A 25922-nucleotide genomic window follows, 5' to 3' on the forward strand; every position below is an offset into this window, starting at 1 on the left:
GTTGGTTGCGGGCACGCCTGGGCGAAGGCCATGGGCCAGAAGGCGTCGCTGAAGGCAAGGACCGCTGGGCCACGGCGCTGGCGCCCGTCGAGCGCTAGGGGGTCATGACTGGGACTGCTCGGACGAGCTCCATCCGGTCCCGCCCCTTGCGCTTTGATGCGTAAAGGGCTTCGTCGGCCCGCTTGAGCCAGTGCGACAGTTCCTTGCCTGGCTGGTCGAACAAGGTGGCACCGATGCTCAGGGACACGGGCTCCGGTGTCTCAAACAGCGTGCGCGCTTGTTGCGCGAACGATTCGCGCAGGCCCTGGCCCAGCGCCTGTGCGGCTGGGCCGGAGACGCTGCGCAGCAGAATCACGAACTCGTCCCCGCCCAGCCGTGCGGCCAGTGCACCGGGGGGCAGCACGCTGCGGATGAGGTCGCTCAGGGTCATCAGCAGGCGGTCGCCAGCATCGTGACCGTGCAGGTCGTTGACTTGCTTGAAGTGGTCAATGTCGATCAACAGCAGCGCGCCGGGGCTGGCCGGTGAAGCTTTCGCCAACAGCTCCGGTGCACGCAGATAGAGTGCGCGGCGGTTGTCCAGAGCGGTCAACGGGTCGCGGGCGGCGATTTCCGCGATACGCTCCTCGCGGCGATGGCGCTCGGTGCCGGTCATGGACATCGCAAGCAGCATGATGGCCATCACGCCTTCCACCAGCGAGACCACAATCACCTCGCCCCGGAAATTGTTCAGGTTGATGAAGGCGTCCGGCGCCACGACCGACCCGGCCTTGGCGAGATAGAACAGGCCATGCACCAGCAGGACGAAGCGCAGCTGCGCGGCGCCCACGCTCAGCGTGCCGCCCTGCGGGCGCAGCAGCAGGCCTGCGCGCAAGCTGATGACGGCGATGAGCAGCGACTGGGTCCCCATCATTGCCTTGGACCACCAGGGCCGGTCGGGCAGAAACAGCATGGCCAGCCAGACGACGACCAGCAGCCACCAGGCGCGCGACAGCCGGGTGCGTGTGCAGCTGGCAACACCGGCCAGGAACAGCCAGTGGGCGGAGATCAGCAGGCCATTGGGAAACCAGATGCCGAACAGCACATAGCCACGGGAGCGCAGCAGTGCCAGCACGCAGCCCACGGAGATGATGGCAAACCCCCCGCTCCAGAGCAGCAGCGAGCGTTCGCGCACGCTGCTCCATTCCGCGGCCAGGTACATCGCCGAGGCGGCTGCCATGGCTGAAGTGAGGACGAGCAGGGTGAAGGGGTCGAGAGCCATGGACGAGATGGAGGTGCCAGCGCGGGCGGGCTTCGCGCGAGGCGGATTGTCGCAGGATGTGGGTGCTCAGGCATGTCGTGTGGGGCGGTCTGCCGGGAGAAAGTAAGGGATTGAGCCGGGCATGGGGAAAAGATGCCCGGCGCCGCTCCGGCGGCGATCTGCAGACGGTCCTTGTTGACCTGCCGCTGCCGTGGCCTTTGCTACGTGAGCTCGCCGGCACGGCTGCGGATTCATGCAGCAAAAAACGCACCTGTCACCAGCTCGCCGTTCGTCGCTCGTTGCGGGCGTTCGCGGCTGAAGTTGGCAGCAGAAAGACCGCTTTCGCTACAGAGCAGGCCGCCGCCATGCAGGCCCGAGCTTCCGCCATGGGAAGGGGGCAGAGGGAAATAGGCCGTGGACGGCCTTTCGCGGGGGCTGTCCTTGGCCCGCCGCCGCCATGTGATGCACGCGCATGTGCATGCAACACATGGCGGGAGCGTGCGTCACGCGTCGGTGTGTACGTTGCGTCCCGCAAAGATACCCACCACGGCGGCGGTGAATGCCAGAGCGGCACACCCGAGCAAGGGGATCTGCCAGCCGCCAAGCAGGTCGTGGAGCCAACCCGCCGCCATGGGCCCAACTGCGGCCAGCAGATAGCCCACACATTGCGCCATGCCTGACAGTGACGCCGCCTGGTGGGCGTTTTGCGTGCGCATGCCGATAAAGGCCAGGCCGAGGATGAAGTGTGCCCCTGCGCCCAGCCCAAACAAGGTGGCCCATGCGAAGGCGAACTGCGGTGCAAGCTGAAATCCCACCAGCGCCACGCCAGACAGTGCGGCGACGCTGGCCGCCGCCCAGCGCTGGTCCTGGAGCCGTCGCAGAATGGGGCCGAGCAGCAGGCCCGGGACGGCCGTTGCCAGTTGCATCATCCCGTGCAGCGAACCAGCCTGCCCTGCGGACATGCCGGCATCGGTCAGGATCAAGGGCAACCAGCCGATGACGATGTAGTAGATGGTCGAGTTCAGGCCCAGATACAGCGTCACCTGCCAGGCGAGCGCAGAGCGCCACATGGTTCCGCCATGCGGTGGGGTGGCTGTGTGGGCAGCCGCTTGCTTACCGGAACGCAGTTGGGGCAGCCATATCGCCAGCGCCGCAAGTGGCAGCGCCAGAAAGGCAAGCAGCGCCGCTTGCCAGCCCCACGCGGTCGCCAATGGCACCACCGCGATGGAGGCCAGCGCGGCCACCACGCCCATGGCCAGCGCAAAGGCGCCAGTGACGCTGGCAATGCTGCTTGAAAAATCCCGTTTCACCAGGCTGGGCAACAGGACGTTGCTGACCGCAATGCCCATGCCGATGACGGCCGTTCCCACGTACAGCGTCCACACAGCGCTGGTGGAGCGCAGTGCAATCCCGGCGGCGATGGCGAGCAACGCAGCAAACAGGGTCCGCTCAATTCCGTACGCCCTGGCGAAGTGCGCGCTGACGGGAGACAGCAGTGCAAAAGCCAGCAAAGGCAGTGTCGTCAGGGCGCCAGCAGCCGTGGTGCTGAGCGCAAAGCTGTCGCGGACCAGGCCGAGAACCGGGGGCAGGCCGGTGACTGGTGCGCGGAGGTTGGCCGCGATGAGAAGAATGCCGATAAGCAGCGCCGCGCGGGTTCCTGCGCGTTGGTGAGTCAGTGAGGTCATGCAATGTCCTTGGGAATGACCTCGACTCTAGAAAGCTTGCGGCTGACTTGATATGGAAGTAGTGACAATCAATCTCTAAATCATGCCAAATTCATCCAAGCTCACCCAGGCCCTGTGCGGATTCGATCCGGACACTGACGCGCGCCCGGCGAACGCCCTGCTGCTGGAAGTGGAAGACCACGATGCCGAGCAGCCGGTGCATTTCCATCGAAAGGGGCAACTGGTGCTGGCTGCACGGGGAGGGGTAACCTGCGAGGTGCCCAAGGCCCTGTGGATGGTCCCGCCGCAGCATGCAGTCTGGATACCTGGCGGCATGCCGCACAGCAACCGCGCCACAGAGAACGCCCAGATCTACTTCCTGTTTATCGAGCCCGGCGCAGTCGCCATGCCGTCGGAATGCTGCACGCTGGCCGTAAGTCCTGTCGTGCGCGAGATGATCCGGCTGCTTGCAGCGCAAGGGAATGCATACGAGCCGCACGACGCGACAGGCCGCCTGGTCTCGGTACTGCTGGAGCAGGTCGCACTGTCCCCGGTCGAGCAGCTGCATTTGCCGATTTCCGGGCACCCCAAGCTGCGGCACATCGCCGATGCACTTTCCGTGGACCCAGCCGATCGCACCACACTGCCGCAATGGGCAGCGCGCTTGGCCATGAGCGAACGGTCGCTCGCCCGGCTGGTGGTGCGGGAGACGGGGCTGACCTTTGGCCGCTGGCGTCAGCAGTTGCATCTCATCGTGGCGGTGCGCAGCCTTTCCTCAGGATTGGCGGTCCAGGACGTGGCGAGCACGCTGGGCTACGACTCCGTTACAGCGTTCATCACCATGTTCAAGAAAGCGCTGGGCCAGTCGCCGGCCCGCTACATCTCCCAGTTGCGATAGGCAACCAGGGCCTTGGCCCTGGAAGCATCGCGATGTGTCTTCAGGGAAGATTCAAATCCATACCGAGCTTGCTGGCCAGGGTGAAGGTGAGGAACAACACAACCAGTACCGCCAGGATGAAGAGGGCCGCCAATTTGCCGCACGTGCGCAGCAGCGTGCGCTTGTCCATCTTGTTTGCCCCTTTCTTGCCCTGGTCGTAGTGCCACTTGATGGCGAAAAACATGCAGGTGCCGAAGATGAGCACCTTGAACGTGACGAAGACTATGGGGGTCCAATCGGTCATTTGAGAATTTCCAGCCTGTAACTTGACATTGCCCCTAAGGAGAGAGAGGCAAAAACGCCAGCAGTATCCATACAAGAATGGGGCTGCTGCACGTTCAGATGCATACTACTTAAAAGCAATTTCCATACATTGGGCGCAGACGTCGCCGTTGAAAACCATGCAAGATGACCATCCGCCCATCTGGTTGCCGCGACTAGTCAGGCAGGGCGGGCCACGCTTCTTGCAGATTGCCGATGCCTTGCAGGCGGCGGTGGCAGGCGGATCGCTGAAGCCTGGCGACCGACTGCCTCCGCAGCGCCACTTGGCGGCCCAGTTGGACGTCGACCTGACGACGGTCACGCGCGCCTACGATGAAGCCCGGCGCCGGCACCTGCTGGAGGGACGCGGCGCACGGGGTACTTATGTCGCAGCGCCGAAGGTCGAATTGACCTCGGTCCTGGATTTGAGCATGAATACCCCGCCACCGCCGGAGGGGGTGGATTTTGACGACTTGCTGAAACAAGGCCTGTCGCAGGTATTGATGCGGTCCGATGCGGAATTGCTCATGACCTACCACCTGGGCGGGGGCAGCGACTCCGACCGCAAGGCCGGAGCCCACTGGCTGGCACCGATGTTCGGGGCGCTGGATGCCGGGGAGGTGGTGGTCTGCCCGGGGGCACAGGCGGCGATCGCCGCCTTGATGCTTGCGCTGACGGAACCAGGCGACGTGATCCTGGCCGAGCCCGTCAGCTATCCCGGCCTGCGTGCCGCAGCCACCCAGTTTGGCCGGCGCATCATTGCGGTGGAAGCGGACCAGTACGGGATGGTGCCCGAGAAGCTGGAGCAGGCGTGCCGTCAGCACCAGCCCGGGCTGGTCTACCTCAACCCGACCTTGCAGAACCCGACCGCCATCACCATGGGCGAACGCCGACGCCAGGAGATCGCCAGCATCGCCAGGCGCTGCCGTGTACGCCTCGTCGAGGACGATCCCTACTGGCTGCTGGCCGATGCCCCGCCGCCGCCGATTGCGACCTGGGCCCCGGAGCAGGTGTACTACATCTCCACCCTGTCGAAGTGCCTGACACCCGGCCTGCGCGTGGCCTTTGTGCTCATCCGTGACCCGCACGAACGGGAGCGTTTTCTGGTGGCGCTGCGCTCCTTTGCGCTGATGGTTGCACCGCTGACGGCCGCACTGGCCACGCAGTGGATTCTGGACGGATCGGCTGACGGACTGATGGAAGGCGTGCGCAAGGAGGCGCGTCTGCGCCACCGGATGGCCAGGGATATTCTGGCCGGACGTTACGGCGGTGCTGGAGACGGCCTGCATGTCTGGCTGGAGTTGCCGGGGTATTGGAGCTCCTCCCAGCTTGCGCGTGCAGCCGACAGCGAGGGCATCGCCGTCACCCCGGCGGAGGCATTTTCCACCGGCAGCGAATCCGTGAATGCCATCCGGATCTCTTTGGGCAGCATCAAGGACCGTGCACGTCTGAAGGCGGGTCTGCAACGCCTGTCCCATCTGCTTGCGCGGCGACCTGAACCGTTCAGGGTAGCAGTGGTGTAGCGGTTCAGGACCCAGGGCGCGGCATGCCGGCGTTTTCTCCAAGCGGTGGGGCACGGAGTGGCAGCTTGGTGTTTATGCCGCGTGAGATCAGGGCCCCTTGATACCTATTGCTTGGGCTCTCCGCTGCCCGTCGATTCCGGAGCAATTGGAGTTTGTTGACGAGCATTGGCCTGTCTGTGGTTCCCGTGTGGACCTTATCAATCAATGCCATGCCATGGTTCTCGGGGAAGGTGGGCACAAATTCCTTGCCAGGAGCAGCGATATGTCAAATACGCAATTGATAGCGGCATCAATGAATGGAGTGATTTCTGCTGTGCTTGTCTTGATCTTGCGCATCAAATGCGTACATCGGGCTGAGCAGGATGGCTGCACAGGCATTCTGTGACGAGAGCGCAGTGTGGTACTGGTTCCTTTTTTCCGTGCTGCCATGAGGCGATAGGTGTGGGGTGGAATAACCAATCGACGCCGCGCGATGGCTGAGTGTTATTTGTGCAACAAAAATGGAGTGGCCCGCAGGAGGTGACAACGCCAACTGTAAAAATATAGAATCACGAAAATTTTAGCCATGCCTATACACGTTTTTGCATGTGCGATTGTTATTGAATAACTGATTCTTGGTGGTTACATGAATATTTTTGGTGTTTCATCTCATTCATCTATTGGCTATCGTGTAGAAGATAGAGGCGCCAAGTCTTCGGCGAAGGTCTCAGAGGCTGAGGCTGGAACATCAACTGCTGCAGTTTCTGTGAATATCAGTGGCAAGGCTTTGCTGTACTCTCGTATCTTCAGGACGACAGACCTGTCGAAAGAGCTTCATATTGAGACGGAAGTGGGAACTACCAAAAGCCTGACTACCAGTAGGTATAATTATTTATCGAGAGATGACAGGGAGCTTTTAGCATCTATTTATGATTATGCATCTGACAACAATATTGATCTCAGGCATGTAGATATTTTTGCTGATGAATTGGCTGGTTTTCGGCAATCGGGCTGGGTGCCTGCTGGAGATCTCTATACATTGGATGGAAGAAAAATCACTGCCGACTTTAATTCGGCAGACAAAGAGGTGGCCAATAGAATAAAAGATTCCAAAGAATTTTCATCTACCAAGATTGATAAGGCCTTTCTCAATAGAATTTTGGATAGCAGTAGACCAGTCCATGCGGTGGATTTTGAATTTTTAGAGCATCTGGTTTCTGTTTTTTCAGCTGATGGGGTGCCCAATAATTCTGCTGAAAAATTCGCCACGTATGACAACAAGCCTAGCTCGTGGGTGACGCATATTTCCGATGAGGTGGATGAAAGATTTATCCCGGAGGAGCCTGACCTGATCAGTATCAATGGTGGGCCATACTTCAAGAATCCGAAGAAAGACACATTGTCTAATGACGAATTTTTGAAAAGCATTGATGTGAATCTGGTATCAAAATATTTGTCCGAGTTTGTCGATTCATCGTTTCAAAAAACATATTCTGCCAAGGCAACCTCGGAAGCCAATAATTGGATCGGAGGCCTTTACCAAGGCGTAAAAAAGATGATCGGCGGGTGACGTCCCGCCTCAGCCGCGATAGCAGGTCACTCGCTGTGTGTTGCCGACGGTGCCATGCGGACTTGGCAGGTAGCCGCAGCGCTGTGCCATCGTCACCGCCGTATCACGCTGCCGCCAAAGCGGCCAGGTGGCTGTCCGCACTGCCTGTGCTGCTGGCTGCATTCACATGGTCGAAGTAGCCGTACCAGCCGCTGGCCTGGATGCCGTCCAGCAAGGCGTCCCGCGCGACCTCGGTGGGGAAGCGCCAGATGCCGAGAAAACGGTGTGCGCTGCCCTGGTCGATGCCGGGGGCGGTTTCCGCCAGCGAGAGGACTTCGACCCCCAGGTGGGACAGCTGGGCCAGGGCACTGCCGATGTGGCCCAGAAACTGCTGGCGCTGTGCGACGGGCAGTGCGTGCCAGGCGGCGTTGGGGGTGTAGAGTTCCACGAGGTAATGGGACATGGTGTTTCCTTGCTATCGGTCTTGTTCAACGGAGATTGCGCAGGGCGCGCTGGCAGATGCGGCGTGTGGCGTCGGTGGGGGCGTGTTCCAGCCATTGGGCGCAAATGGCGCGCACCCAGTCGGGCTGGTCCTTGGCTGCGTCATTGAGCCAGTTGGCGACCGAGTCCTGCACATAGGCCGAGGGGTCGGCACGCAGCGCTGACAGCAACGGCAGCGCTTGGCCGGGCATCTTTTTGAGCGCGTCGATGTGGGTGCTCCACACGCCGCGGGGGCGCAGCACCTCGCACGCGAAACGCCGGATGCGCTCCGACGGGGCCTGCGTCCATGGCATCAGATGGGCCAGGGCTGTAGGTAACTCTGCCACCAGGTACGGCCGCACGGCCATCCAGGCCCATTCGCGCACCCCAAAATGCGCGTCATCTGCCAGCGGGCGGATGGCGGCCAGCCGAGCTTTCACATCCAGTCCAGGCTGAGCGCCGATCATGAAGCACGCCCAGCCGCGCACCATGTCCGCGCCGTGTGCCTGGCACTGGGTGAGACCCTCTGTGCCCAGCGCCTCCAGCAGGATTGCACCGATGCGGGCCATGCGTTTGAGCACGCCCAGCTGGCAGGCGGCATCAATGGCGTGCAGCGCAGAAGGCTCCAGGCCTGGAAAGACGACCCGTGCCAGCACGGCCTGATCGATGGCTAGGCATTCCGCCAAGGTGGCGCTTTCCAATTCCCCGTGCGAGAGCGCATGCAGCATATCCCGGGGAATGTCGGCCGCGCGCGTTGCGCCGGTTCGGATGGTCTGGCTCATGGTGCGGTACTCGCCAGACGGCCCGCCACCTTGCCCAGCAAGCTGGTCAGCTGCTGGCGTTCGGTGGTGGACAGGTGGCCGAACAGGCTGGCGATCCATTGGCCATGCTGGGCAATGACGGTGCTGGCCAGCTGCTTGCCTTTGGGCGTCAGCCGAATGCACAGTGCGCGGCGGTCCCTGGCATTGGCGTGGCGTGCAACCAGTTGCTCGCGCTCCAGCCCGTCGAGCAGACCGGTCACGGTGGCACGGGTGACCCCGGCGCGTTCGGCCAGCACGTTGGGTGCGAGCCCGTCAGGTGCCGCATCCAGCAGGAACAGCAGCACAAACCGCCCCTCGGACAGGCCATGGGGGGCGAGCAGGGTTGCACAGTCTCGGTCGATATGTGCCGACAGCGACAGCACCTGGAAGCACAGCTGGATGCCATCCACATCCGGCAGCTTGCGGCTTTGCGCTTCGTCGATGAGTGCCAGGTACTTCTGCTCCAGCTGCATGGTTAGCCTGTAAATAATAAGGTGGCTAATTATATGCATGAAGCACGCTATGTGATCCAGTTGTTGATGGCACGGATTGCAGCTACGTGTGTGTGGGGGTGCGGTTTCGGTGCAGTCTGCGGCCATCGCACATCGGCCACTGAAGGCCACAAGTGCCCAGAAGTGGCGCTGGATTTTCGTCACCAAGTCTTTTGAGCGCCGTAGGTGCCGCCAAAATCAGCCGAATGTCCAACGTCCATCTCTTCGCACCCTACCTCCAACGCTGGAACGTAAAGGTCGCTGGCGATCCCTTCACCACCCATACCAGTGACCTGCTGCCGGTGCGTCTCACAGGGGGGCAAGAAGGTCTGCCTGCGATGATCAAAATCACGCACGACCCTGACGAGCGGATTGGCGGCCAGGTGCTGCAATGGTGGGCCGGTGGTGGCGCGGCATTGGTCTACGCCTGCGACGAAGACACGGGAGCGCTGCTGATGGAGCGCGCCATCGGCCCCAGGCATTTGCTGCGCATGGCGGTGGAAGACGAGGACGATGCTGCGACGCGCAGCATCTGCCACACCATCGGCCAGTTGCATGCCAGAAGATCCTCTGCACCCCTGGAAAAGCTGCTGCCGCTTGCGCATTTTTTCAGGTCGCTGGCACCGATGGCGCAGCAGAAAGGTGGCCTGATGGCCGAATGCGCCATGGTGGCCGATGCGCTGCTGAGTGCACCACGGGAACAAGTCATACTGCACGGTGATGCGCACCACAGCAACATCCTCGATTTTGGCGGGCGTGGATGGCTGGCGATAGACCCCAAGTGCGTCATTGGGGAGCGGTACTACGACTACGCCAATGTGCTGTGCAACCCGGATCTCAAGACTTGTACCGACCCGGTGCGTTTTGCGCGGCAGCTGGAAATCGTCATCGATGCCGCGGGCTTGGAACGCCAGCGCTTGCTCAGATGGGTGATGGCCCAGGCCGCACTGTCGGCGGCCTGGTTCATGGAGGACGGACAGTGCACCAAGGCTGAAAAGCAGTTGGCTGTTGCGCGTCTGGCCCAATTGGCCCTGGGCTGAGGCCACCACTTTTGCCAACTGCATGCCCTCTTCGTGCCCCCTCGTAGCGATTGCTGCGCTCGCAGGCATGGCACATGAGAGCCGCTGTGAGCGGCCAAGAGATGCCGCAATAGAGGCCTGCTCTGGGTGGTTGTGAGCCATGGCTTCTCGGTAGGCTGCGGCCTGGCGTGGCCCGCTGAACGGGAGAGCCGCGACCAGGGAGGGGATGGTGTGGCCTTACTTGATCTGCACTACGACTTTTCCCTTGGCATGGCCTTGCGCAAGATATGCCAAGGCCTGCGTGGCCTGTTCCCACGGAAACACCTTATCGATGACCGGGCTGACATGCCCGGCGCTGAGCAGTTCCCCAATCCTGTCCAACTGCTCACCGTCCGGCCGCACGAAAAGGAAGGAGTAGCCTGCGCCATGCGCAGATGCCTTGCGGATGATCTTTCGGCTCATCAGGCCAAAGATCAGGCGGAGCATGAAGTTCAGCTTGCGGGTGTGCGCAAATGGCATGTCCAGCGGCCCGATGAGCGAGATGATCTGGCCGCCCGGCTTTAGGATGCTGACCGATTTTTCCAGCGCATCCCCGCGGATTGTCCCAAGTACCACGTGATATCCGCGCAGTACCTGCTCGAACGCCTGCTTTTTGTAGTCGATCACTTCGTCCGCGCCCAGGCGCTTGACCAGGGGGATGTTCCCGGTGCTGGTGGTGGTGCCCACGTGGGCGCCCAGGTGCTTGGCCAGCTGGATCGCAAACGTGCCAATGCCGCCGGAACCGGCAGGAATAAACACCTTCTGACCTTGCTTCAGCTGGGCGCGCTCTTTCAGCGCTTGCCAGGAGGTCAGCCCCACCATCGGAACCGATGCGGCCTGCACGAAATCGAGATTGGCAGGTTTGGGTGCGGCCAGGTGTTGGGGGACCACCGCAAATTCGGCGAGCGATCCGGTTCCCTGGTCGAAGATGCTGGCAAAGACTTCATCGCCGGGCTTGAAGCGCGTGACGTTGTGGCCCACTTCCACCACCACGCCAGCCAGATCGCTGCCTATGGTGGCGGGCAGCTGGAACGGGAGTACGGCTTTGAAGATGCCGGTCGTAATCATGTTGTCGATGGGGTTCAGCCCTGCTGCGTGTACTTCGACCAGCATCTCGTCGGGCTTGAGTGTGGGGCGGGGCAGCTCGGTGATGCCGATCTCTGGCGACTTGCCATAGCGTTGGAAGGTGAGGGCTTTCATGGTGCTCCAGCAGGTGGGTTGCAGAGGCTGCAGATGGGGAGGCGCCTATGCGGCCTCCTACTCGGGTCAGTTTTCGGTGCCCAGGTGTCCTGGTTTTGGGTCATTCGGCTGTTGTCACCGAACGACGAGGGCGAGCACTTTCAGGGCGAAGTCCTCGTGGTAGAGGAAGGCCGTTTGGTGGTCTGTATCGGGATAAAGCCGTCGCTGGCGTTGGGCTGGCGTTTGGCCAGTTTGTACGGTGTGCCCCTTGGTCAGTGCGTGGGCCGCATCACGCACACAAAGCGCTGCGCGCGCCCATGGCACGGATGGCCGCCCACGCGCCTTCGGCATCGCAAGCTTGTTGCTGTGTGGGCGGTGGAGGGCAGGGTCAGGCCTGTGGCTGGTAACGCTCAGCGGCATGGGCCTGGCGGATATCGGACATCAGGCCCTGGCGCGCCTGGTTCAGTCCATCCCAGCGCTGGGCAACATGCAGTGGCGGAATCGTCACCAGTTCCTTGCGGTCAAAGCCCACGAGCGCGGCGTCCACCAGTTCGCCCACTTCCATCACCTCCGGCAACGAGTTGATGTCGATGCCGGAGCGGCTCCAGATTTCCGTGCGGGTGGCGGCTGGCAGCACGGCCTGCACGTACACGCCCTTGGCACCCAGTTCCACATGCAGCCCCTGGGACAGGAACAGCACAAAGGCTTTGGTGGCGCCGTAGATGGTCATGCCCAGCTCCGGCGCCAAGCCCACGACCGATCCGATGTTGACGATGGCACCTTGGCCCGTTTGTGCAAAACGGGGGGCGACGGCGGCGGCCAGCCGGGTTGGCACTGTGGTGTTGAGCATCACCAGGCGGTCGATGCTGTCGGCGTTCTGCTGGACAAAGGAGCCGGACTGGCCCATGCCGGCGTTGTTGACCAGGATGCCGATGGAAGCATCTTCGCGCAGGCGCGTTTCCACTCTGGCCAAGTCGGCCTGCTGGGTGAGGTCGGCGGGCAGTACATCGACAGCGACATGGGTTTCATCACGCAGGCGGGCGGCCAGCAGGTCCATGCGGGCCTGGTCGCGGGCCACCAGCACAAGGGGGTGGCCGCGGCGGGCAAAGCGTTCAGCGTAGGTGGCGCCGATGCCGGAGGATGCGCCGGTGATCAGGACGGTAGGCAGGGAGGTCATGGTGGGATACCAAAGTGGGTTGGGAAGGACAAAAAGCAGACCGTCAATCAGGTGGTTGGGCGATCAGTCGGTCTGCTGGCGGTAAAGAAGTGCGGTGGTGCAGGCAACACCCTTCCGCGCCACAGCGGCGGGCGCTGTAGGGGAGGGGGGGGCTCCTTTGAGCTTTGCTGTGGTGGGGGAAGGGGCGTAGCGGGCAGGAACCAGGGGCTGATTCCTGCCGTGTGCAGCGTCGTACTACCTGGGCCTGGGTTCAGGCCGTGGCCTCGGCTGTGTGTGCGGGGTAGTCGGTGTAGCCGGCCGCGCCGCCGCCGTAGAGCGTGGCCATGTGCATCTGGGCCAGCGGCGCGCCGGACTGCAGGCGTTCCACCAGATCCGGGTTGGCAATGTAGTCATGGCCGAAGGCAACCAGATCCAGCTTGCCTTGCTGTAGCCGGGCTTCGGCCAGATCGCGGGTATAGCCGTTGTTGGCGATGTAGGTGTGCTTGAAGCGTGTGCGCAGTGCGTCGTAATCGAACGGGGCAACATCGCGGGGGCCGCCGGTGGCGCCTTCGATCACGTGCAGGTAGACGATGCCCAGTGCGTCGAGCTGTTCCACGATGTAGTTGTACTGGGGTTGCGGGGCGCTGATGGAGATGCCATTGGCCGGCGAGACCGGCGAGATGCGCACGCCGGTGCGCTGGGGGCCGATTTCCTTGGCAACGGCAGCGGTCACTTCCAGCAGCAGGCGGGCGCGGTTTTCCACAGTGCCTCCATAGGCGTCGGTGCGGTGGTTGGCGCCGTCCTTGATGAACTGCTCCAGCAGGTAGCCGTTGGCACCGTGCACTTCCACACCATCAAAGCCTGCAGCCATGGCGTTGGCGGCGGCCTGGCGGAAGCTATCCACAATGCCGGGGATTTCATCCAGGGCCAGTGCACGGGGCTCGGACACTTCCACGAAGCCATTGTTCACAAAGGTCTTGGTCTGGGCGCGGATGGCAGAGGGTGCCACGGGTGCAGCACCTGCTGGCTGCACGGAGACATGGGACACGCGACCCACGTGCCACAGCTGCACAAAGATCTTGCCGCCCTGGGCATGCACCGCATCGGTCACGGCACGCCAGCCGGCAATCTGCGCGGGCGTGTACAGGCCGGGGGTGTCCTGGTAACCCTGGGCCTGGGGCGAGACCTGGGTGGCTTCCGCAATGATCAGGCCGGCCGAGGCGCGTTGCGCGTAGTAGGTGGCCGCCAGCGGGCTGGGCACCAGGCCTTCGCCTGCACGGTTGCGGGTCAGCGGGGCCATCACGATGCGGTTGGCCAGCGCCAGATCGCCCAGAACATACGGTTGGAAAAGCGATTTCTCAGTCATGTTGCATCTGCTCCAGGGGTGAAGAAGTTGTAATGATGATGAGCATAATCTAAGTTGTCAAGACTTTGATGATGGTCATCATCTATGTATAGTCCAAGCATTTCCTGCAGGTGTACACCACAAGGCACAGCCATGAAAACCAGCAAGGCACAGGCACATGACAACCGGGCGCATGTCGTGCAGACAGCGTCCGCGTTGTTTCGCGAACGCGGCTACGACGGCGTGAGCGTGGCCGAGCTGATGGCGGCCGCAGGCTTTACCCATGGCGGCTTCTACAAGCAGTTCCGCTCCAAGGCGGATCTGATGGCCGAGTGTGCGGCTGGTGGCATGGCACAGACCGTAGCGCTGGCGGCGGGCATAGACCGGCCGGCTTTTGTGCGCAGCTACCTGTCGCGTGCGCACCGCGACACGCGTGCGGCGGGCTGCACCCTGGCCGCTCTGGGCGCGGATGCTGCGCGCCAGCCAAAAGCAGTCAGGGCCGCATTTGCGCAAGGCATTGAATGCCTGCTGCAGGCCCTGGAAAAAGAGCTTCCCGTACTGGAGCGGGCAGGGCCGGGAGCAGTGCTCACAGCGCGCGAGGCGCATGCCCATGCCATCGACACCCTGGCGCATGCGGTCGGAGCCATGGTCCTGTCGCGGGCCTGCCCGGATGATTCTCCTTTGGCCGACGAGATCCTGTCGGTGTGCCGGGACAGCATGTTGCGGATGCTGGCTGCGCAATCTCCAAAACCCCCCAAACCGCCATCCAGGACAAGGTTTGTGGCGGCAGGGCATGCCCCGGAGCCTGGTTGAGCCCATGCTGGGTGGGACCACTGCAGCCAGGGCCTGCAGTCAGGCGGCGGCAGCGATGTCCAAGGTTTCATCCTCGCCCAGCAGTTCGATGCAGGAGTCCAGCAGCGTGTGCAGCGCCACCACGCGTTCGCGGCCCAGTTGCTCGTTCAGCGCCAACTGGGCGGCCTTCCAGGCCTGCTGTGCCTGGACCTGCTTGGCGATGCCGGCTTCTGTGGCGCTGACCAGGCGGCTGCGTGCGTCCGCGCCGGCCCCCACTGTCAGCAAGCCCAGCGCTGCCAGCGGCTGCAGGTTGCGCGTCAGCGTAGAGGCGTCCATCTGCATGCGCCGGGCCAGATCACCGGGGCGTATGGGCCCCAGTTTGACCACATGGGAGAGCAGTGAGTACTGCGTGATCTTCAAGCCCACATCGGCAACAAAGCCATCGTAGTGGCGCGTCACGATGCGGCTGAGCTGGCGCAGCTTGAGGTTGGTGCACCCTTGGGGCTTGATGGCGTTCTTCATTTGATATATTGTAGATACAACAGTTGTAATTGCAAATTTAAGCAACCAAGGAGACAGTCATGACAATGGAGCAGGTGATCGAACGCTGGCAGGTGGAGGAAGCTGCGGTGCGCGCGCGTCTGGGTGAGGTCGGGACGGCGGCCCCCAGTGAGGTGGCCCAGCGCTCAGGTATTGAAGTGTTTGACGCCATCTTTGCCGGAGAACTGCCTCCGCCGCCCATTGGCCTGACGCTGGATTTTGTACCCATCCATGTGGCGCCGGGGGAGGCGGTGTTTCAGGGCAGCCCCAAGCGCAGGCATTACAACCCGCTGGGCACCGTGCATGGCGGCTGGTTTGCCACCTTGCTGGATTCTGCCGTGGGCTGCGCCATCCACGCGAGCCTGCCCGCAGGCAAGGCCTTTACCACCCTGGAGCTGAAGGTAAACATGGTGCGCGCACTGACCGATGGCGTGCCGCTGGTGCGGGCAGAGGGCACGGTGATCCATGTGGGCCGCCAGGTTGCCACCGCGGAAGGGCGCATCGTGGGGCCCGACGGCAAGCTGTACGCGCATGCGACCACGACTTGTCTGATCTTTGACCATCCGGTGGGCAAGCAGCCGTCCTGAGGCATCCCTGCACGGTGGTATCGGTGCCTTGGCCAGGGGCGCGCATTGCCGTGGATCGCATGGTTCGCAGGCGCAGTGGCTGCCCATGCAAGCGTTCCCTTTCCTGGTGCGGCGTGGGTGCCTGGCGCGGTGTGTGCAAACCAGCTGCCAGCCTGACATGTCTCTGGTGACCATTCATCCCAGAATAGTGGTGGAGATTCCGGGCGAATCGGTAGTCACTTCGTGGCACCTGCAGGCCAGGCCGGTTTCAGAGTGGTCAGACATTCTGAACCCCAGGCCACGAGGTTTCCAACACGGTCGGGCGCGGCAATTCAGACCGTCTGTGTATGCAGCGATACTTGCACTATGAACATCACCCTCAGCACGCTACTGATCTATGCAAAGGACATGCAGCGTACGGCGCGTTTCTACGCGGAACACTTTGGCTTTGACACTACCTATGAGGTGGTGGATGGCCTGATGGAGCTGAAGAATGGTGATGGTGGTGCAGAGATTCTGATTCACCAGGCGGCGAAGAGTCTCAAGTTCGGCTCGGCGGTTGTGAAGCTGTCTTTCAGCGTGCCAGATGTCGACGAATTCGTCGCAACAGCGGCTGCTGCCGGCATCAAGTTTGGTGCAGTCCATCGTGCAAACGGCTACGCATTTGCCAATACCAAAGACCCGGACGGCAACTCCATCAGCGTGTCGAGCCGCCAATACAGAGCGTGATCGGGACGGCGATAGCTGGCACTCTGCAGGCTTGGTACAGCGCTGGCAGATGTTCGCAATCTGTCGCTGAGTGGAGTGGCTCCATAGCCTGCAACCCTGCCTGCCATAGGCCTGAGGCAGGGGTGTCTTGGGGCATTCCCTGATGGCCATCTGCACCGCCCGTGCTTCCAGTTGCCCATGGATAATGGGTGCTTGCCTAGAGCGGGTTGGATAGCGCGGGCAGCCTGGAGAAGACCCCCGGTGCAGAGGCCTTTTCAGCGGTATGGACCCGGACAGCTTGTTGTTTCTTCCCTGTATGCAAGAGATCATCTAGCCATCCATGAAATTCAGCTGCTTTCCCCTGGCCTTGTTCCTGCTGATGACGGCGGCGTCGCCAGCCCGGGCGCAGACGGTTCACAACGCGATGAGCTTTGAGCAGGCCAGGGCGGCGTTTCTGGAACGGTCGGAGCAATTGGCTGCATCGGCCAAGTCGGTGGACAGTGCCCGTTTGCGCCGGGAAGGCATAGAGGGGCTTGGCGGACCTTCGGTCTCCATCACCGGCATGGCGTACCGCTATTCGGCCAATGTCGACGTGGATCTGGATCCTGCACGGCGTGCGCTCGGTAACGGTATCTCGCTTTTGCCGCCCCAACTGGGCGGTGCGGTCGCGCAATTGCCCAGCCTGCCGAGCAACTACGATCTGCAGCGCAAGAACAATGTCGGCTCGGCCAGTCTGGCCGCCGTCTGGCCTGTCTATATAGGGGGACTGGGCGACGCCGTACGCGGCGAAATGGATGCCATGACCGACGAAGCGGTTGCCGATGCGGCCAGCAGTCGTGCGCAGCTTCAGACCCTGCTGGTGCAGCGTTACTTCACGGCGCAACTGGCCGATCGGAATGCGTCTCTGCGCCGTCGCGCCCTGGAAGGCGTTCGGGCGCATGATGACGCGGCCCAGCGCATGCTCAAAGCCGGCGTTATTTCCCAGGTCGAACGCCTGCAAGCCAGTGCCGCCCTGGCCGATGCCCAGCAGCAGTCGCGCAAGGCCGATGACGATGCTCGGCTGGCACACAGTGCGCTGGCGCGTACGGTGCATGCCGGCGCTGCCGTGCGCCCCAGCTCCCCTTTGTTTGTCAGCAGCGAAGCCTTGCCGCCGCTGCTGCAGTTTCTGGACTCCGCACTGAGCCATCACCCCGGGCTCAGCCAGGTTGCGGCCAAGCAGCGTCAGGCCGCTTCGCTGCACGATGCGTCCGAGGCGCTGCGCAAGCCGCAGGTTCTGGCCTTTGGCCTGCGCGAGGTCAATACCACGGGCAAGCCCAGCTGGGTTGCCGGTGTGGCGGTGCGCTGGACGCTGTGGGACAGCATTGACCGCGACAAGCTCTCGGCGGCAGGCTTGCGCAAGGTGGAGCAGGCCGAGTTGATGGATGCCCAGGTGCGCTCCGACATCGGATTGCTGGTCGAGAAGAACTGGCTTGCCGTGGAACAGTCGCGCACCCAGTACCTGGCTGGACAGGCCCAGGAAAATCTGGCCCGTGAACTGCTTCGCCTGCGCCAGGCGGGTCTGAAAGAGGGCACCAGCACCACACTCGACCTGATTGATGCGCAGCTCAATCTGGCCAAGGTGCAGACGGAACGCGCCTTGGTTGCCAACCAGTATGTGCAGGCTCTGGCCGCCCTGCTTGAGAGCACGGGGCAGAGCGATGAATTCAGCCGCTACATGGCCCGTGCCGACATCCAGATCACCGCAGACACACCATGAACACACCTGAACCTGCCTCCTCTGCCGCAAGCCCTGGCCCCGTGGTCACAAAGCCCAAGCGGCCGCCTGCCGTGGCGCTGCTCGCCGTGGCTGCGGTGCTGGTCTTCATCGTCTGGGGGTTCTGGCGGTCTGCCCAGCCTGCGGCTCCATTTTTCCAGGGGCAGATGGAGGCACGTGAATCCGATATTGCGGCCAAAGTCACGGCGCGTATCTCCAAGGTGCATGTGACCGAGGGGCAGCGTATCCAGCCTGGCGATTTGCTGGTGGAAATGGACAGCCCCGAAGTGCAGGCCAAGCTGGCACAGGCCCAGGCCGCGCGCGATGCGGCCCAGGCCGTGGCCACCAAGGCCAGCAACGGTGCGCGACCAGAGGAAGTGCAGATGGCGCGCCTGGGCTGGCAGCGTGCCCAGGCGGCGGCGGGTCTGGCCAAGACTTCGTACGACCGGGTGCAGAGCCTGTTCAACCAAGGCCTGGTGTCTGCCCAGAAGCGTGATGAAGCGCTGACCAACTGGCGTGCGTCGGATGCGCAGGCACGCGCCGCCAAGGCCCAATACGACATGGCGGCCAGCGGCGCGCGCGCGGAAGACAAAAGCGCAGCGGCCGCGCAGGTGCGCCAGGTGGATGGCGTCATCGCGGAAGCCAAGGCCGCAGAAGCGGAAACCCAGTTGCACAGCCCGGTGGGCGGAGAGGTGGCGAATGTGCTGGCCAAGCAGGGCGAGCTTTCGCCCCAGGGCGTTGCGGTGGTGACGGTGGTGGACCTGTGCGATCAGTGGCTGGTGCTCCATGTGCGAGAGGATCAACTGCAGCGCTTTGCCATGAAAAGCCGTTTTACCGGTCGACTGCCGGCGCTGGGAAACCGGCAGGTCGAGTTCGAAGTGAGCTTTCTCGGCGTGCTGCCGGACTTCGCCACCTGGCGCACCACGCGGGGTAGCCAGGGTTTTGATGCGCGCACCTTTGAGGTGAGAGCCAAGCCCGTGCAGGTGATCGATGGGGCACGCCCAGGCATGAGCGTGATCGTCGAAGGGGCTGCCGGAGCGGGTGCATGAGTGTGTTGACCGCCAGCTTGCGCCGTGAATGGGGCCGGCTGCGGGCAAGCCCCTGGGACTGGGCCATGGTCAGCTGGGTGCCCTTGCTGGTGCTTGCGCTGATGTGCTGGATTTTTTCGGCGGGCCAGCCGTATCGCCTGCCCATTGCCGTCTGGAGCGAAGACAGCTCTGCGCTGTCGCGCCAACTGGTGCGCATGCTGCAGGCTACTCCGGGGCTGGAAGTGCGCCAGACCGTGCTCAACCGGGGGGAGGCGGCGGATGCGCTGCTGCGCAGGGAGGTCTACGGTGTGGTCCATATTCCTCCGGATCTGGAGACCCATGTCAAGCAGGGGCTTGGCGGCGCGGTGACCTTGTTGCACAACGCGCAGCTGGCCACGGCATCCAGCCTGCTGCAGCGTGACCTGAAGCAGGTGGTGGGCACGCTGTCGGCCGCGGTGGAAATGCAGACTGCGGCCAAGCGTGGAACGCCGCACCAGGTGCTGCAGGTGCAGATGGAACCGATCAAGACCCAGTTGCTGGCGCTGTTCAATGTATCCACCAATTACGAGCAGTTTCTGGCTGCCGCCTTGATACCTGCGCTCATCCATATCCTGGCAATGACGGCAGGCGCGTGGTCCGTGGGGCGGGAGCTGCGGGACGGTACGCTGGGGGACTGGCTGAGCCCGGATCGTCCGACTGCAAGCGCGGCATTGGTGGCGGCGGCGCTGCTTGGAAAGCTGTTGCCGCCTGCGGTGCTGCTGTGGGGCAGCGGCATGGCGGCTTTGCTGCATCTTGCGCTGCTGAGAGGCTGGACCGTTGCTGGCAGCATGGCCTGGATTGCGGTGGGCCTTGCAGCACTGATTGCAGTGAGCCTGGCGTGTGGCGCGGCGTTGGCGGCCATCACCTTGTCGTTGCGTACGGCGCTTTCGGGGGCCGGCCTGTTGTCGGCGCCCGCATTCGCATTCAGTGGCATGGGCTTTCCCTTGCTGGCGATGACGGGCAGTGCCCAAAGCTGGGCACTGGCCATGCCCTACACCCACTACGCCAGGCTGCAGGTCGAGCAGTGGCAGATGGGCGCGCCCGTGGTCCAGACGCTGCCCGTGGTGGCAGGCTTGCTGCTGGCGGCGCTGCTGCTGTTTGCATTGGCATCGGCAGGTTTGTCGCGTGGCCTGCGCAAGCCCGAGAAATGGGGAGGGCGCTGAGCCATGCCCCATCCCGATGTCGGTTTCCCCCGGCTGTGGCTGGACAGCCTGGTCCTGATGCTGCGCGACAAGGGAGCGCTTTTGCTGCTGGTGGGCGCGCCGATACTCTATGGTTTTTTCTATCCCTGGTTCTACAGCACCCAGGTGGTGCAGCAGGTGCCGGTCGCCTTGGTGGTACATGACAACTCCGGCCTTGCACGGCAGATGCTGCGGTTTGCCCAGGCCAGTCCACGCATTGATCTGAAACTGGTGACCTCCGATGAGGCGGAGGCCCGCGAGGCGGTGCTGCGCGGTGAGGTCATGGGCTATGCACTGCTGCCGCGTGATCTCAAACGCGATGTGCTGCGCCGCACGGATGTGGTGGTGCCGGTCTATGCCAACGGCGCTTATCCGCTGGTCAGCAAACAGGTGCAGTACGGTTTTGCCGAGGCGTTTGGCACGGTGTCTGCCGGTGTCGAGATCAAGCGCCTGCAGGCAGGCGGTCAAAGTGCGCCACAAGCAGCCGTGGGCCGCTCCCCGGTGAACTTGCAGACCGTGGCCCTGTTCAATCCCACGGAAGGCTATGGCAGCTTTGTCGTGGCAGCCGTGGCCGTGCTGATCCTCCAGCAGACGCTGTTGATGGGTAGTGCGCTGCTGGCGGGAACCTGGCGGGAGCAGGCACAGGCGCATGTCGGCGCTCGCCAGTGGTTTGCACGGCTTCTGGCGCTGTGCGTGCCAGGATGGCTGGCGGGGCTTTTTTATTTTGGCTGGATCTTTGTCTGGCAGGACTTCCCGCATGGCGGCAATCCATGGGGCGCTCTGGCGCTGCTGGCCTGTTTTGTGCCAGCAGTGGTGGGATGCGGCTGCCTGCTGGGCTGGTGGCTGGCGAACCGCGAGCGGGCTTTGCAGGTGGTGCTTTTCACCTCGATTCCACTGGCTTTTCTGGGCGGCTTCACCTGGCCGCCCGAGGCATTGCCTGAGCCGCTGCAGTGGTTGCGGTGGCTCTCGCCCAGCACGGCGGGCATAGAGGCCTCGCTGCGCTTCAATCAGTTGGGCGCGCCATTGCTTTCCGGCCTGGCACAACTGGCCTGGCTGTCCGGCATGGCGTTGCTGTCCTGGCTGGCCGTGCTCTGGCAGGGGGCACAGCGGCGCAATCCCGCGGTGTGAGCCAGATCGGGCGCTGCGAATCGGCCGGCTGGCGCAGCAGGTCTTGCCGAAATACCAGTGGAAGCCCCGGTCCGGTCATGCCTCTGGAGCCAAGGGGCAGAAACCGGATGCTCTGATTTGTGCAATGGGGGCGAAGGCATATGCCGGTGAGCCAACGTGCAGTGATCGCCGAGGCGTTCACTGCAGGCCGACTGCAATATCTATTTTGCGGGCACCCGCGTGGAGGAGATTCTCTGCTCGTCGATATCGACCGGGTTTGATGGCTACCAGCTAAATTTTGCACTGTTGCAGGCGATGCCTGAGATGCCTGAGATGCGGGATTCAGCGGAAGGCAAGTCGCGAGACAGGCTTGGCGATGAAGGGCGAAGGCAGAGGGGGGGAAGGGGAGCTGCCCAGGGTCGATGATCAACGCGACGGAGAAGACGGGGAGCAGTGGCCAAGCTAACACTCTTTGTGGATATGGCGGGTAATCAGCTGGGAGGGGGAGAGCTTGACTACGGCGGTTGCTCAGCTAGGACCATTTCCAATGGTGCATCTCTGGGGATGACGGCTTCAGGCTGATCGCGGTCAGTCGTTACAGTCCATGTGGACGGCAGCATTCGCAATCAAATTCAGACATTGAACAGCGGTAATCGCTAGGCGTAACCCGGACTCGCTAGTCAATTGGCTGAAAAATGGGAGTGCGCGGTATTGATGGAGGCGCCAGGCAGTGCTTTAGGTAGAACTGACTTTGGCTGCGTGACTGACGTATTCGGCGCTCAGGCGGAGCGAGTGCGCGACCAATGCGCGGACGTACGGCAGGCGAGCAGCCTCGTAGCGCTGCAGGATGGCACTCATAGACTCGTTTTCCGAGCGAGTTGCGAGTAGCCAGGCCAGAACGGTGGCGTCGTCCACCCCCGTGGCAAAGCCACTGCCTGTCATGGGTGACACCACATGCGCGGCATCGCCCACAAGCGCGAGTGGTCCGTCAGCCAGCCTATCGGGCAGACACTCCGCGATTGGGGCTCCGCTGAGGGTGTCCTTCGACTGCACACCGACGGTCACGGCTTCGGCCCACATCTCTGGCCAAAGCTCTGGAATTTTGGCCACAAGCTCATCGCGCAACTCCTTGCCGATGCTTGATCGACCCAATGTGCCCACGAGATCGCCATTGGCGCTCAAGCGGTTCATGCTCCGAAGCAGTTCGCTGCGGTGGGCGTCAAACCACGCAAAAGTGATCTGGCGTTTGCCGACTTCCACCGAGCCATCACGCCCTGGCAGCACGGCGGCTACCAGGCGGTAACCCTGCACGAATTCGATCCATAAGCCACCATTGGAGGGCCATGGAACGGGTTTTGTCAGTTTCTGCTCATCCACAAGGCCACGCCACACGAGGTAGCCTGAATAGCGCGCAAAGGGGGTCTCGGGTGCCATCGCTCGGCGGACGACGCTGTGATAGCCGTCTGCGCCGATAACGGCGTCCGCCACCAACTGAGTTCCATCTTCAAATGACAGTTCTGCCTTGTCGCCAAATGCTCTTACGTACGCAACGGACTTGCCTTCTTGCAGCAAGATGCCTGGAGTTTCACTAACCCGGTCGCGCAGCCAGCCGTACAGGGCTGGCCAAGTGGTCAGATGGCGGTCGCGGTATGCCGGTACAACGGGCAGCTTGTGGACACCGCGGGGATCATGGCCTGTGGTGTTTGCAATAGCTGCCAGGTCGACACTCAAGCTGTCTCCCCCCTGGGTTCTTTCTATCGCCCGCTCCACCACTTGAACCGGTACGCCCTTTGAGGCACTGGCCAGCGCCACCGTGAGACCGGCAAGAGAGCCGCCCACCACAACGATTTGAGGTTCCTTTTTCAACATCACAGGACGATTTCCAGGGATCAGAAGTAAGCAGTCTGTGGGCAGGTATGCCGACCCACAGGGTTGCGATTGCCCTTAGGCGATGCCTGCACCCAGGGCCGGGAACACGTCGGTGAACAGCAGCGTGATCAGCTTTTCACCGTTGGGAGTGGACCAGTCCTGAGCGATTTCTGCCATCAACGTGTTGGTGGCTGTGAGTACCACGCCAGCGTCGTGCATGCGTTGGCGCGAGAACTCTTCGGACAGGTCGCTGGGAGAGCCTGAGGCATCCATCACAGCCTGCACGCCAAAACCTTCTTTAGCTGCATCAATGGCGGGGAAGATCAGGCACACGTCGGTGGTGACACCGGCCATGATCAGGTTTTTGCGACCCGTGGCCAAGACGGCCTTGTGGAAATCAGGGTAGGCCCAGGCATTGACCACGCCAGGACGCTTGATGCGAGCCGCATGTGCTTCGGGCAGGATTTGGGCGATTTCGGGCAGGATGGGGCCCTGGGCGCGGTCTTCCTGGCTGGAAGTGATGACCACGGGCATGTTCAGGATCTTGGCCATCTTGGCCAGTGCGATTGACTGCTTCGCGGCCAGATCCTTGTCGATGTTCTTGATCAGCTGCATGGTGCCGACCTGGTGGTCGATGAGCAGCAAAGCAGAGTTTTCAGCGGTGAATTGTTCAGACTTCATGACGTAGCTCCTAGAGTGTGATGAGGCGACTGGGTCACTTGCCCCGAGAGTGCGTGGCGGCCCTTACAGGCTTCCCATATCGCCACGGTGATAAGCAGCGGCCGCTGCGACAAGGTTTTCCTTAGTCGCAAATGCCATTGGTCCATTCGATAACACGGGTTGATACAGCGGTTTCCCGATGAAAACCGCGGCTTTGATGCCGTCTGCTTTTGCCACCAGCTTGTGTGTTGTCGCGTCGACAGCGGTCGGCATAACGGGAGCACCGAGGTCGTCCAGCCCGAAGGCCTTGCCGTCGATTTCGGCACTGCCAAAGATAGGCATGAAGAACGCGCGCTGCCCGGCATGGATTGGCACTTCAAGCTCTGCAAACGGCTCCAAGGTGACATCCAGCAACGTGACCTCGGTGGGAGGGCTTAGCGGCGAGCGAGCGTCGCCAAAGGCGCCCAACGGAACTCGCACACGTGCACCAGGCCGCTGCACCACTGGCACATCTCGCGGCTGCAAAGTCAGGGAAAAAGGTGCCGCGTTCTGGCGATTTGCGGGCAGGTTGATGAAAATCTGCAGCAGATGGGTCGTGCTCCCGAGCACCGCAGGGTTCTCTTCATGAACCACCCCGCGTCCCGCTGCTGTCCAATGCAAGCCACCGGGTTCGATCAGTGTCCGATTGCCCTGGGAATCGCGGTTTGCAATGCCAGTTTCTGAATCAAGAAACAGGTAGGTCACGGCAGAAAACCCTGCATGCGGATGCGGTGGGAACGTCGGTGCGCTCATCCAGGCGTGGTCTACCCCCATGAAGGGATCGAGCAGCGAGGGGTCGGAACCGTGCAGGCGGTAGGCGCGGAACTGGGTTCCTCGGTTGGCGCGTTGCATGCGAGCGATAGTGGTCATGGTGATTTCTCCTTTCGGCGTCAGGCCGCCTTATTCGACTTCCACAGGCACCATCGCGGGGTAATCGATATAGCCCTTGGCGGTAGGTGGTGCAAAGAACGTGTTCCGATCAGGTGCATTGAGTTCGGCACCCACGCGGAAACGCTCTGGCAGGTCCGGGTTGGCCAGGAAGGGGGCGCCGAACACGGCGGCGTCAGCCTTGTTGTCCTGCAGCAGCTTTTCGGCGCTTTCTTGTGTCAAGCCACTGCCGATGAGGTAGGTGCCCTTGAACAGGGGGCGCAGCACGGTGTGGTAGTCCACAGCAGGGTTGCCAAACAGCGAAACGTGCAGGTATGCGAGGCCCCATTCGCTCAACTGGCCCACGAGGTAGGTGTAGGTCTCCTCGGGAGCGGCATCGGTGATGCTGTTGTAGTTCATCTCAGGCGAAATCTTGATGCCGACACGGTCGGCACCGGCTTCGGCAGCCATGGCATCCACCACATCCAGGATGAAACGGGCACGGTTCTCGACCGAGCCGCCATACAGGTCGGTGCGCTGGTTGCTGCCCGAGGACAAGAACTGCTCGGGCAGATAGCCCGAGGCTGCGTGCAGCTCGACGCCGTCAAAGCCAGCTTCGATGGCACGGCGGGTGGCTTGGCGGTAGTCGTCTACGATGCCGGCGATTTCTTCCACTGTCAGCGCGCGGGGAGTGACGAAGTCGACTTGCCCGACCGGAGTCCAAGCTTGCCCTGCAGGCTGAATGGCGGAAGGTGCCACGGGGGTTTCGCCGTTCAGCAGCGAGGGGTGGGAGACACGACCGCAGTGCATGATCTGCATGAAGATGCGGCCACCACGAGCATGAACTGCCTCGGTGACCTTCTTCCAGCTTGCTACCTGGGCTTCGGTTTCAATCCCGGGTGTGGAGATGTATCCCTTACCGCCTGCAGACGGGAACACCCCTTCAGAGATGATCAGGCCGGCGCTAGCGCGCTGTGCGTAATACGTCACCGTCATGTCACCAACAACGCCATCCTCACTGGCGCGCGAGCGGGTCATGGGGGCCATAAGAACGCGGTTCGGGGCGACCAGACGGCCGATGCGGACGGGAGAAAGCAGTTTGTTCATTTCTATT

25 protein-coding genes are annotated in these 25922 nt (G+C 62.4%); 11 read left to right on the top strand and 14 right to left on the bottom strand.

The genetic code is table 11. The features are described from left to right. Window positions 1-94 precede the first annotated feature (94 nt). On the bottom strand, window positions 95-1258 hold the full coding sequence (locus B3349_RS19580) for a GGDEF domain-containing protein (protein WP_291591287.1): 1164 nt from the start codon (window positions 1256-1258) through the stop codon (window positions 95-97). A 482-nt stretch (window positions 1259-1740) separates the two neighbouring features. After that, the gene (locus tag B3349_RS19585) at window positions 1741-2922 is read right to left on the bottom strand and encodes an MFS transporter (protein ID WP_291591288.1); all 1182 of its coding nucleotides are present in this window, start codon (window positions 2920-2922) and stop codon (window positions 1741-1743) included. Between the two features lie 169 nt (window positions 2923-3091). On the opposite strand from B3349_RS19585, the gene B3349_RS19590 reads away from it, so the two are divergent. Then, window positions 3092-3799 (top strand): AraC family transcriptional regulator, encoded by a 708-nt coding sequence (locus B3349_RS19590; protein ID WP_349682200.1) that lies wholly within the window; start codon window positions 3092-3094, stop codon window positions 3797-3799. Between the two features lie 40 nt (window positions 3800-3839). On the opposite strand, the gene B3349_RS19595 is transcribed toward B3349_RS19590, so the two are convergent. Then, on the bottom strand, window positions 3840-4082 hold the full coding sequence (locus B3349_RS19595) for a hypothetical protein (protein WP_291591293.1): 243 nt from the start codon (window positions 4080-4082) through the stop codon (window positions 3840-3842). A 157-nt stretch (window positions 4083-4239) separates the two neighbouring features. Between B3349_RS19595 and B3349_RS19600 the strand changes: the two genes are divergently transcribed. Beyond that, on the top strand, window positions 4240-5622 hold the full coding sequence (locus B3349_RS19600; protein WP_291591294.1) for an aminotransferase-like domain-containing protein: 1383 nt from the start codon (window positions 4240-4242) through the stop codon (window positions 5620-5622). Between the two features lie 625 nt (window positions 5623-6247). Beyond that, window positions 6248-7171 carry a hypothetical protein gene (locus tag B3349_RS19605; protein ID WP_291591296.1) on the top strand — a complete coding sequence of 308 codons (924 nt, stop codon included), beginning with the start codon at window positions 6248-6250 and terminating at the stop codon, window positions 7169-7171. A 103-nt stretch (window positions 7172-7274) separates the two neighbouring features. On the opposite strand, the gene B3349_RS19610 is transcribed toward B3349_RS19605, so the two are convergent. From B3349_RS19610 to B3349_RS19620, 3 genes are read right to left on the bottom strand one after another with little or no spacing between them, the layout of a single operon-like run. After that, a complete protein-coding gene (locus B3349_RS19610) occupies window positions 7275-7613 on the bottom strand; it encodes a DUF6616 family protein (RefSeq protein WP_291591298.1) in 339 nt (112 codons plus the stop codon). Between the two features lie 25 nt (window positions 7614-7638). Next, window positions 7639-8412 carry a DNA alkylation repair protein gene (locus B3349_RS19615; RefSeq protein ID WP_291591301.1) on the bottom strand — a complete coding sequence of 258 codons (774 nt, stop codon included), beginning with the start codon at window positions 8410-8412 and terminating at the stop codon, window positions 7639-7641. After that, window positions 8409-8903 (bottom strand): MarR family winged helix-turn-helix transcriptional regulator, encoded by a 495-nt coding sequence (locus B3349_RS19620; RefSeq protein ID WP_291591302.1) that lies wholly within the window; start codon window positions 8901-8903, stop codon window positions 8409-8411. Before B3349_RS19620 ends, B3349_RS19615 begins: the two co-directional genes overlap by 4 nt. Before the next feature lie 224 nt (window positions 8904-9127). Here B3349_RS19620 and B3349_RS19625 point away from each other — a divergent pair, with 224 nt between their 5' ends. Continuing rightward, window positions 9128-9961, top strand: coding sequence for an aminoglycoside phosphotransferase family protein (locus B3349_RS19625; protein WP_291591304.1), 834 nt, complete (start codon window positions 9128-9130; stop codon window positions 9959-9961). Between the two features lie 216 nt (window positions 9962-10177). On the opposite strand, the gene B3349_RS19630 is transcribed toward B3349_RS19625, so the two are convergent. The 3 genes from B3349_RS19630 to B3349_RS19640 form a co-directional block, all read right to left on the bottom strand. After that, entirely contained in the window at window positions 10178-11179 is a 1002-nt protein-coding gene (locus tag B3349_RS19630) for an NADP-dependent oxidoreductase (protein WP_291591307.1), read from the bottom strand. 367 nt (window positions 11180-11546) lie between these two features. Then, window positions 11547-12335, bottom strand: coding sequence for an SDR family NAD(P)-dependent oxidoreductase (locus B3349_RS19635; RefSeq protein WP_291591308.1), 789 nt, complete (start codon window positions 12333-12335; stop codon window positions 11547-11549). A 250-nt stretch (window positions 12336-12585) separates the two neighbouring features. Then, the gene (locus B3349_RS19640; protein ID WP_291591309.1) at window positions 12586-13680 is read right to left on the bottom strand and encodes an alkene reductase; all 1095 of its coding nucleotides are present in this window, start codon (window positions 13678-13680) and stop codon (window positions 12586-12588) included. Window positions 13681-13812: 132 nt separating this feature from the next. Between B3349_RS19640 and B3349_RS19645 the strand changes: the two genes are divergently transcribed. Beyond that, window positions 13813-14472, top strand: coding sequence for a TetR/AcrR family transcriptional regulator (locus B3349_RS19645; protein ID WP_291591311.1), 660 nt, complete (start codon window positions 13813-13815; stop codon window positions 14470-14472). Between the two features lie 39 nt (window positions 14473-14511). On the opposite strand, the gene B3349_RS19650 is transcribed toward B3349_RS19645, so the two are convergent. Further along, a complete protein-coding gene (locus B3349_RS19650; RefSeq protein WP_291591312.1) occupies window positions 14512-14973 on the bottom strand; it encodes a MarR family winged helix-turn-helix transcriptional regulator in 462 nt (153 codons plus the stop codon). A 59-nt stretch (window positions 14974-15032) separates the two neighbouring features. Here B3349_RS19650 and B3349_RS19655 point away from each other — a divergent pair, with 59 nt between their 5' ends. The 6 genes from B3349_RS19655 to B3349_RS19680 all read left to right on the top strand — a co-directional run bounded on the left by B3349_RS19655 (window position 15033) and on the right by B3349_RS19680 (window position 21394). Then, window positions 15033-15578, top strand: a complete 546-nt coding sequence (locus tag B3349_RS19655; protein ID WP_291591313.1) for a PaaI family thioesterase — start codon at window positions 15033-15035, stop codon at window positions 15576-15578. Window positions 15579-15923: 345 nt separating this feature from the next. Next, window positions 15924-16286 carry a VOC family protein gene (locus tag B3349_RS19660; protein WP_291591314.1) on the top strand — a complete coding sequence of 121 codons (363 nt, stop codon included), beginning with the start codon at window positions 15924-15926 and terminating at the stop codon, window positions 16284-16286. A 319-nt stretch (window positions 16287-16605) separates the two neighbouring features. Beyond that, a complete protein-coding gene (locus B3349_RS19665; RefSeq protein WP_291591315.1) occupies window positions 16606-18021 on the top strand; it encodes a TolC family protein in 1416 nt (471 codons plus the stop codon). Next, window positions 18018-19067 carry an HlyD family secretion protein gene (locus tag B3349_RS19670; RefSeq protein WP_291591317.1) on the top strand — a complete coding sequence of 350 codons (1050 nt, stop codon included), beginning with the start codon at window positions 18018-18020 and terminating at the stop codon, window positions 19065-19067. Before B3349_RS19665 ends, B3349_RS19670 begins: the two co-directional genes overlap by 4 nt. Beyond that, window positions 19064-20248, top strand: coding sequence for an ABC transporter permease (locus tag B3349_RS19675; RefSeq protein WP_291591319.1), 1185 nt, complete (start codon window positions 19064-19066; stop codon window positions 20246-20248). The genes B3349_RS19670 and B3349_RS19675 overlap by 4 nt, the downstream gene beginning before the upstream one ends. Before the next feature lie 57 nt (window positions 20249-20305). Further along, window positions 20306-21394, top strand: a complete 1089-nt coding sequence (locus B3349_RS19680; protein WP_414646950.1) for an ABC transporter permease — start codon at window positions 20306-20308, stop codon at window positions 21392-21394. Between the two features lie 714 nt (window positions 21395-22108). On the opposite strand, the gene B3349_RS19685 is transcribed toward B3349_RS19680, so the two are convergent. The 4 genes from B3349_RS19685 to B3349_RS19700 all read right to left on the bottom strand — a co-directional run bounded on the left by B3349_RS19685 (window position 22109) and on the right by B3349_RS19700 (window position 25915). Next, complete coding sequence (locus B3349_RS19685; RefSeq protein ID WP_291591323.1) at window positions 22109-23242, bottom strand: FAD-dependent monooxygenase; 1134 nt, start codon at window positions 23240-23242, stop codon at window positions 22109-22111. Between the two features lie 75 nt (window positions 23243-23317). Next, a complete protein-coding gene (locus B3349_RS19690; protein WP_291591324.1) occupies window positions 23318-23923 on the bottom strand; it encodes an isochorismatase family protein in 606 nt (201 codons plus the stop codon). A 63-nt stretch (window positions 23924-23986) separates the two neighbouring features. After that, window positions 23987-24811 (bottom strand): pirin family protein, encoded by an 825-nt coding sequence (locus tag B3349_RS19695; protein WP_291591326.1) that lies wholly within the window; start codon window positions 24809-24811, stop codon window positions 23987-23989. 30 nt (window positions 24812-24841) lie between these two features. Then, on the bottom strand, window positions 24842-25915 hold the full coding sequence (locus B3349_RS19700; RefSeq protein WP_291591328.1) for an alkene reductase: 1074 nt from the start codon (window positions 25913-25915) through the stop codon (window positions 24842-24844). Window positions 25916-25922 lie beyond the last annotated feature (7 nt).

The sequence above is a fragment of the Comamonas sp. UBA7528 genome (assembly GCF_002479375.1).
Lineage (GTDB): Bacteria > Pseudomonadota > Gammaproteobacteria > Burkholderiales > Burkholderiaceae_C > Comamonas.

Coding starts and splice junctions, on each gene's coding strand:
- B3349_RS19650 (WP_291591312.1), bottom strand. CDS start 14,973: ATGAAGAACGCCATCAAGCCCCAAGGGTGCACCAACCTCAAGCTGCGC.
- B3349_RS19670 (WP_291591317.1), top strand. CDS start 18,018: ATGAACACACCTGAACCTGCCTCCTCTGCCGCAAGCCCTGGCCCCGTG.
- B3349_RS19615 (WP_291591301.1), bottom strand. CDS start 8,412: ATGAGCCAGACCATCCGAACCGGCGCAACGCGCGCGGCCGACATTCCC.
- B3349_RS19700 (WP_291591328.1), bottom strand. CDS start 25,915: ATGAACAAACTGCTTTCTCCCGTCCGCATCGGCCGTCTGGTCGCCCCG.
- B3349_RS19640 (WP_291591309.1), bottom strand. CDS start 13,680: ATGACTGAGAAATCGCTTTTCCAACCGTATGTTCTGGGCGATCTGGCG.
- B3349_RS19695 (WP_291591326.1), bottom strand. CDS start 24,811: ATGACCACTATCGCTCGCATGCAACGCGCCAACCGAGGAACCCAGTTC.
- B3349_RS19610 (WP_291591298.1), bottom strand. CDS start 7,613: ATGTCCCATTACCTCGTGGAACTCTACACCCCCAACGCCGCCTGGCAC.
- B3349_RS19585 (WP_291591288.1), bottom strand. CDS start 2,922: ATGACCTCACTGACTCACCAACGCGCAGGAACCCGCGCGGCGCTGCTT.
- B3349_RS19665 (WP_291591315.1), top strand. CDS start 16,606: ATGAAATTCAGCTGCTTTCCCCTGGCCTTGTTCCTGCTGATGACGGCG.
- B3349_RS19655 (WP_291591313.1), top strand. CDS start 15,033: ATGACAATGGAGCAGGTGATCGAACGCTGGCAGGTGGAGGAAGCTGCG.
- B3349_RS19595 (WP_291591293.1), bottom strand. CDS start 4,082: ATGACCGATTGGACCCCCATAGTCTTCGTCACGTTCAAGGTGCTCATC.
- B3349_RS19660 (WP_291591314.1), top strand. CDS start 15,924: ATGAACATCACCCTCAGCACGCTACTGATCTATGCAAAGGACATGCAG.
- B3349_RS19625 (WP_291591304.1), top strand. CDS start 9,128: ATGTCCAACGTCCATCTCTTCGCACCCTACCTCCAACGCTGGAACGTA.
- B3349_RS19635 (WP_291591308.1), bottom strand. CDS start 12,335: ATGACCTCCCTGCCTACCGTCCTGATCACCGGCGCATCCTCCGGCATC.
- B3349_RS19675 (WP_291591319.1), top strand. CDS start 19,064: ATGAGTGTGTTGACCGCCAGCTTGCGCCGTGAATGGGGCCGGCTGCGG.
- B3349_RS19580 (WP_291591287.1), bottom strand. CDS start 1,258: ATGGCTCTCGACCCCTTCACCCTGCTCGTCCTCACTTCAGCCATGGCA.
- B3349_RS19630 (WP_291591307.1), bottom strand. CDS start 11,179: ATGAAAGCCCTCACCTTCCAACGCTATGGCAAGTCGCCAGAGATCGGC.
- B3349_RS19690 (WP_291591324.1), bottom strand. CDS start 23,923: ATGAAGTCTGAACAATTCACCGCTGAAAACTCTGCTTTGCTGCTCATC.
- B3349_RS19600 (WP_291591294.1), top strand. CDS start 4,240: ATGCAAGATGACCATCCGCCCATCTGGTTGCCGCGACTAGTCAGGCAG.
- B3349_RS19620 (WP_291591302.1), bottom strand. CDS start 8,903: ATGCAGCTGGAGCAGAAGTACCTGGCACTCATCGACGAAGCGCAAAGC.
- B3349_RS19605 (WP_291591296.1), top strand. CDS start 6,248: ATGAATATTTTTGGTGTTTCATCTCATTCATCTATTGGCTATCGTGTA.
- B3349_RS19685 (WP_291591323.1), bottom strand. CDS start 23,242: ATGTTGAAAAAGGAACCTCAAATCGTTGTGGTGGGCGGCTCTCTTGCC.
- B3349_RS19645 (WP_291591311.1), top strand. CDS start 13,813: ATGAAAACCAGCAAGGCACAGGCACATGACAACCGGGCGCATGTCGTG.
- B3349_RS19680 (WP_414646950.1), top strand. CDS start 20,306: ATGCTGCGCGACAAGGGAGCGCTTTTGCTGCTGGTGGGCGCGCCGATA.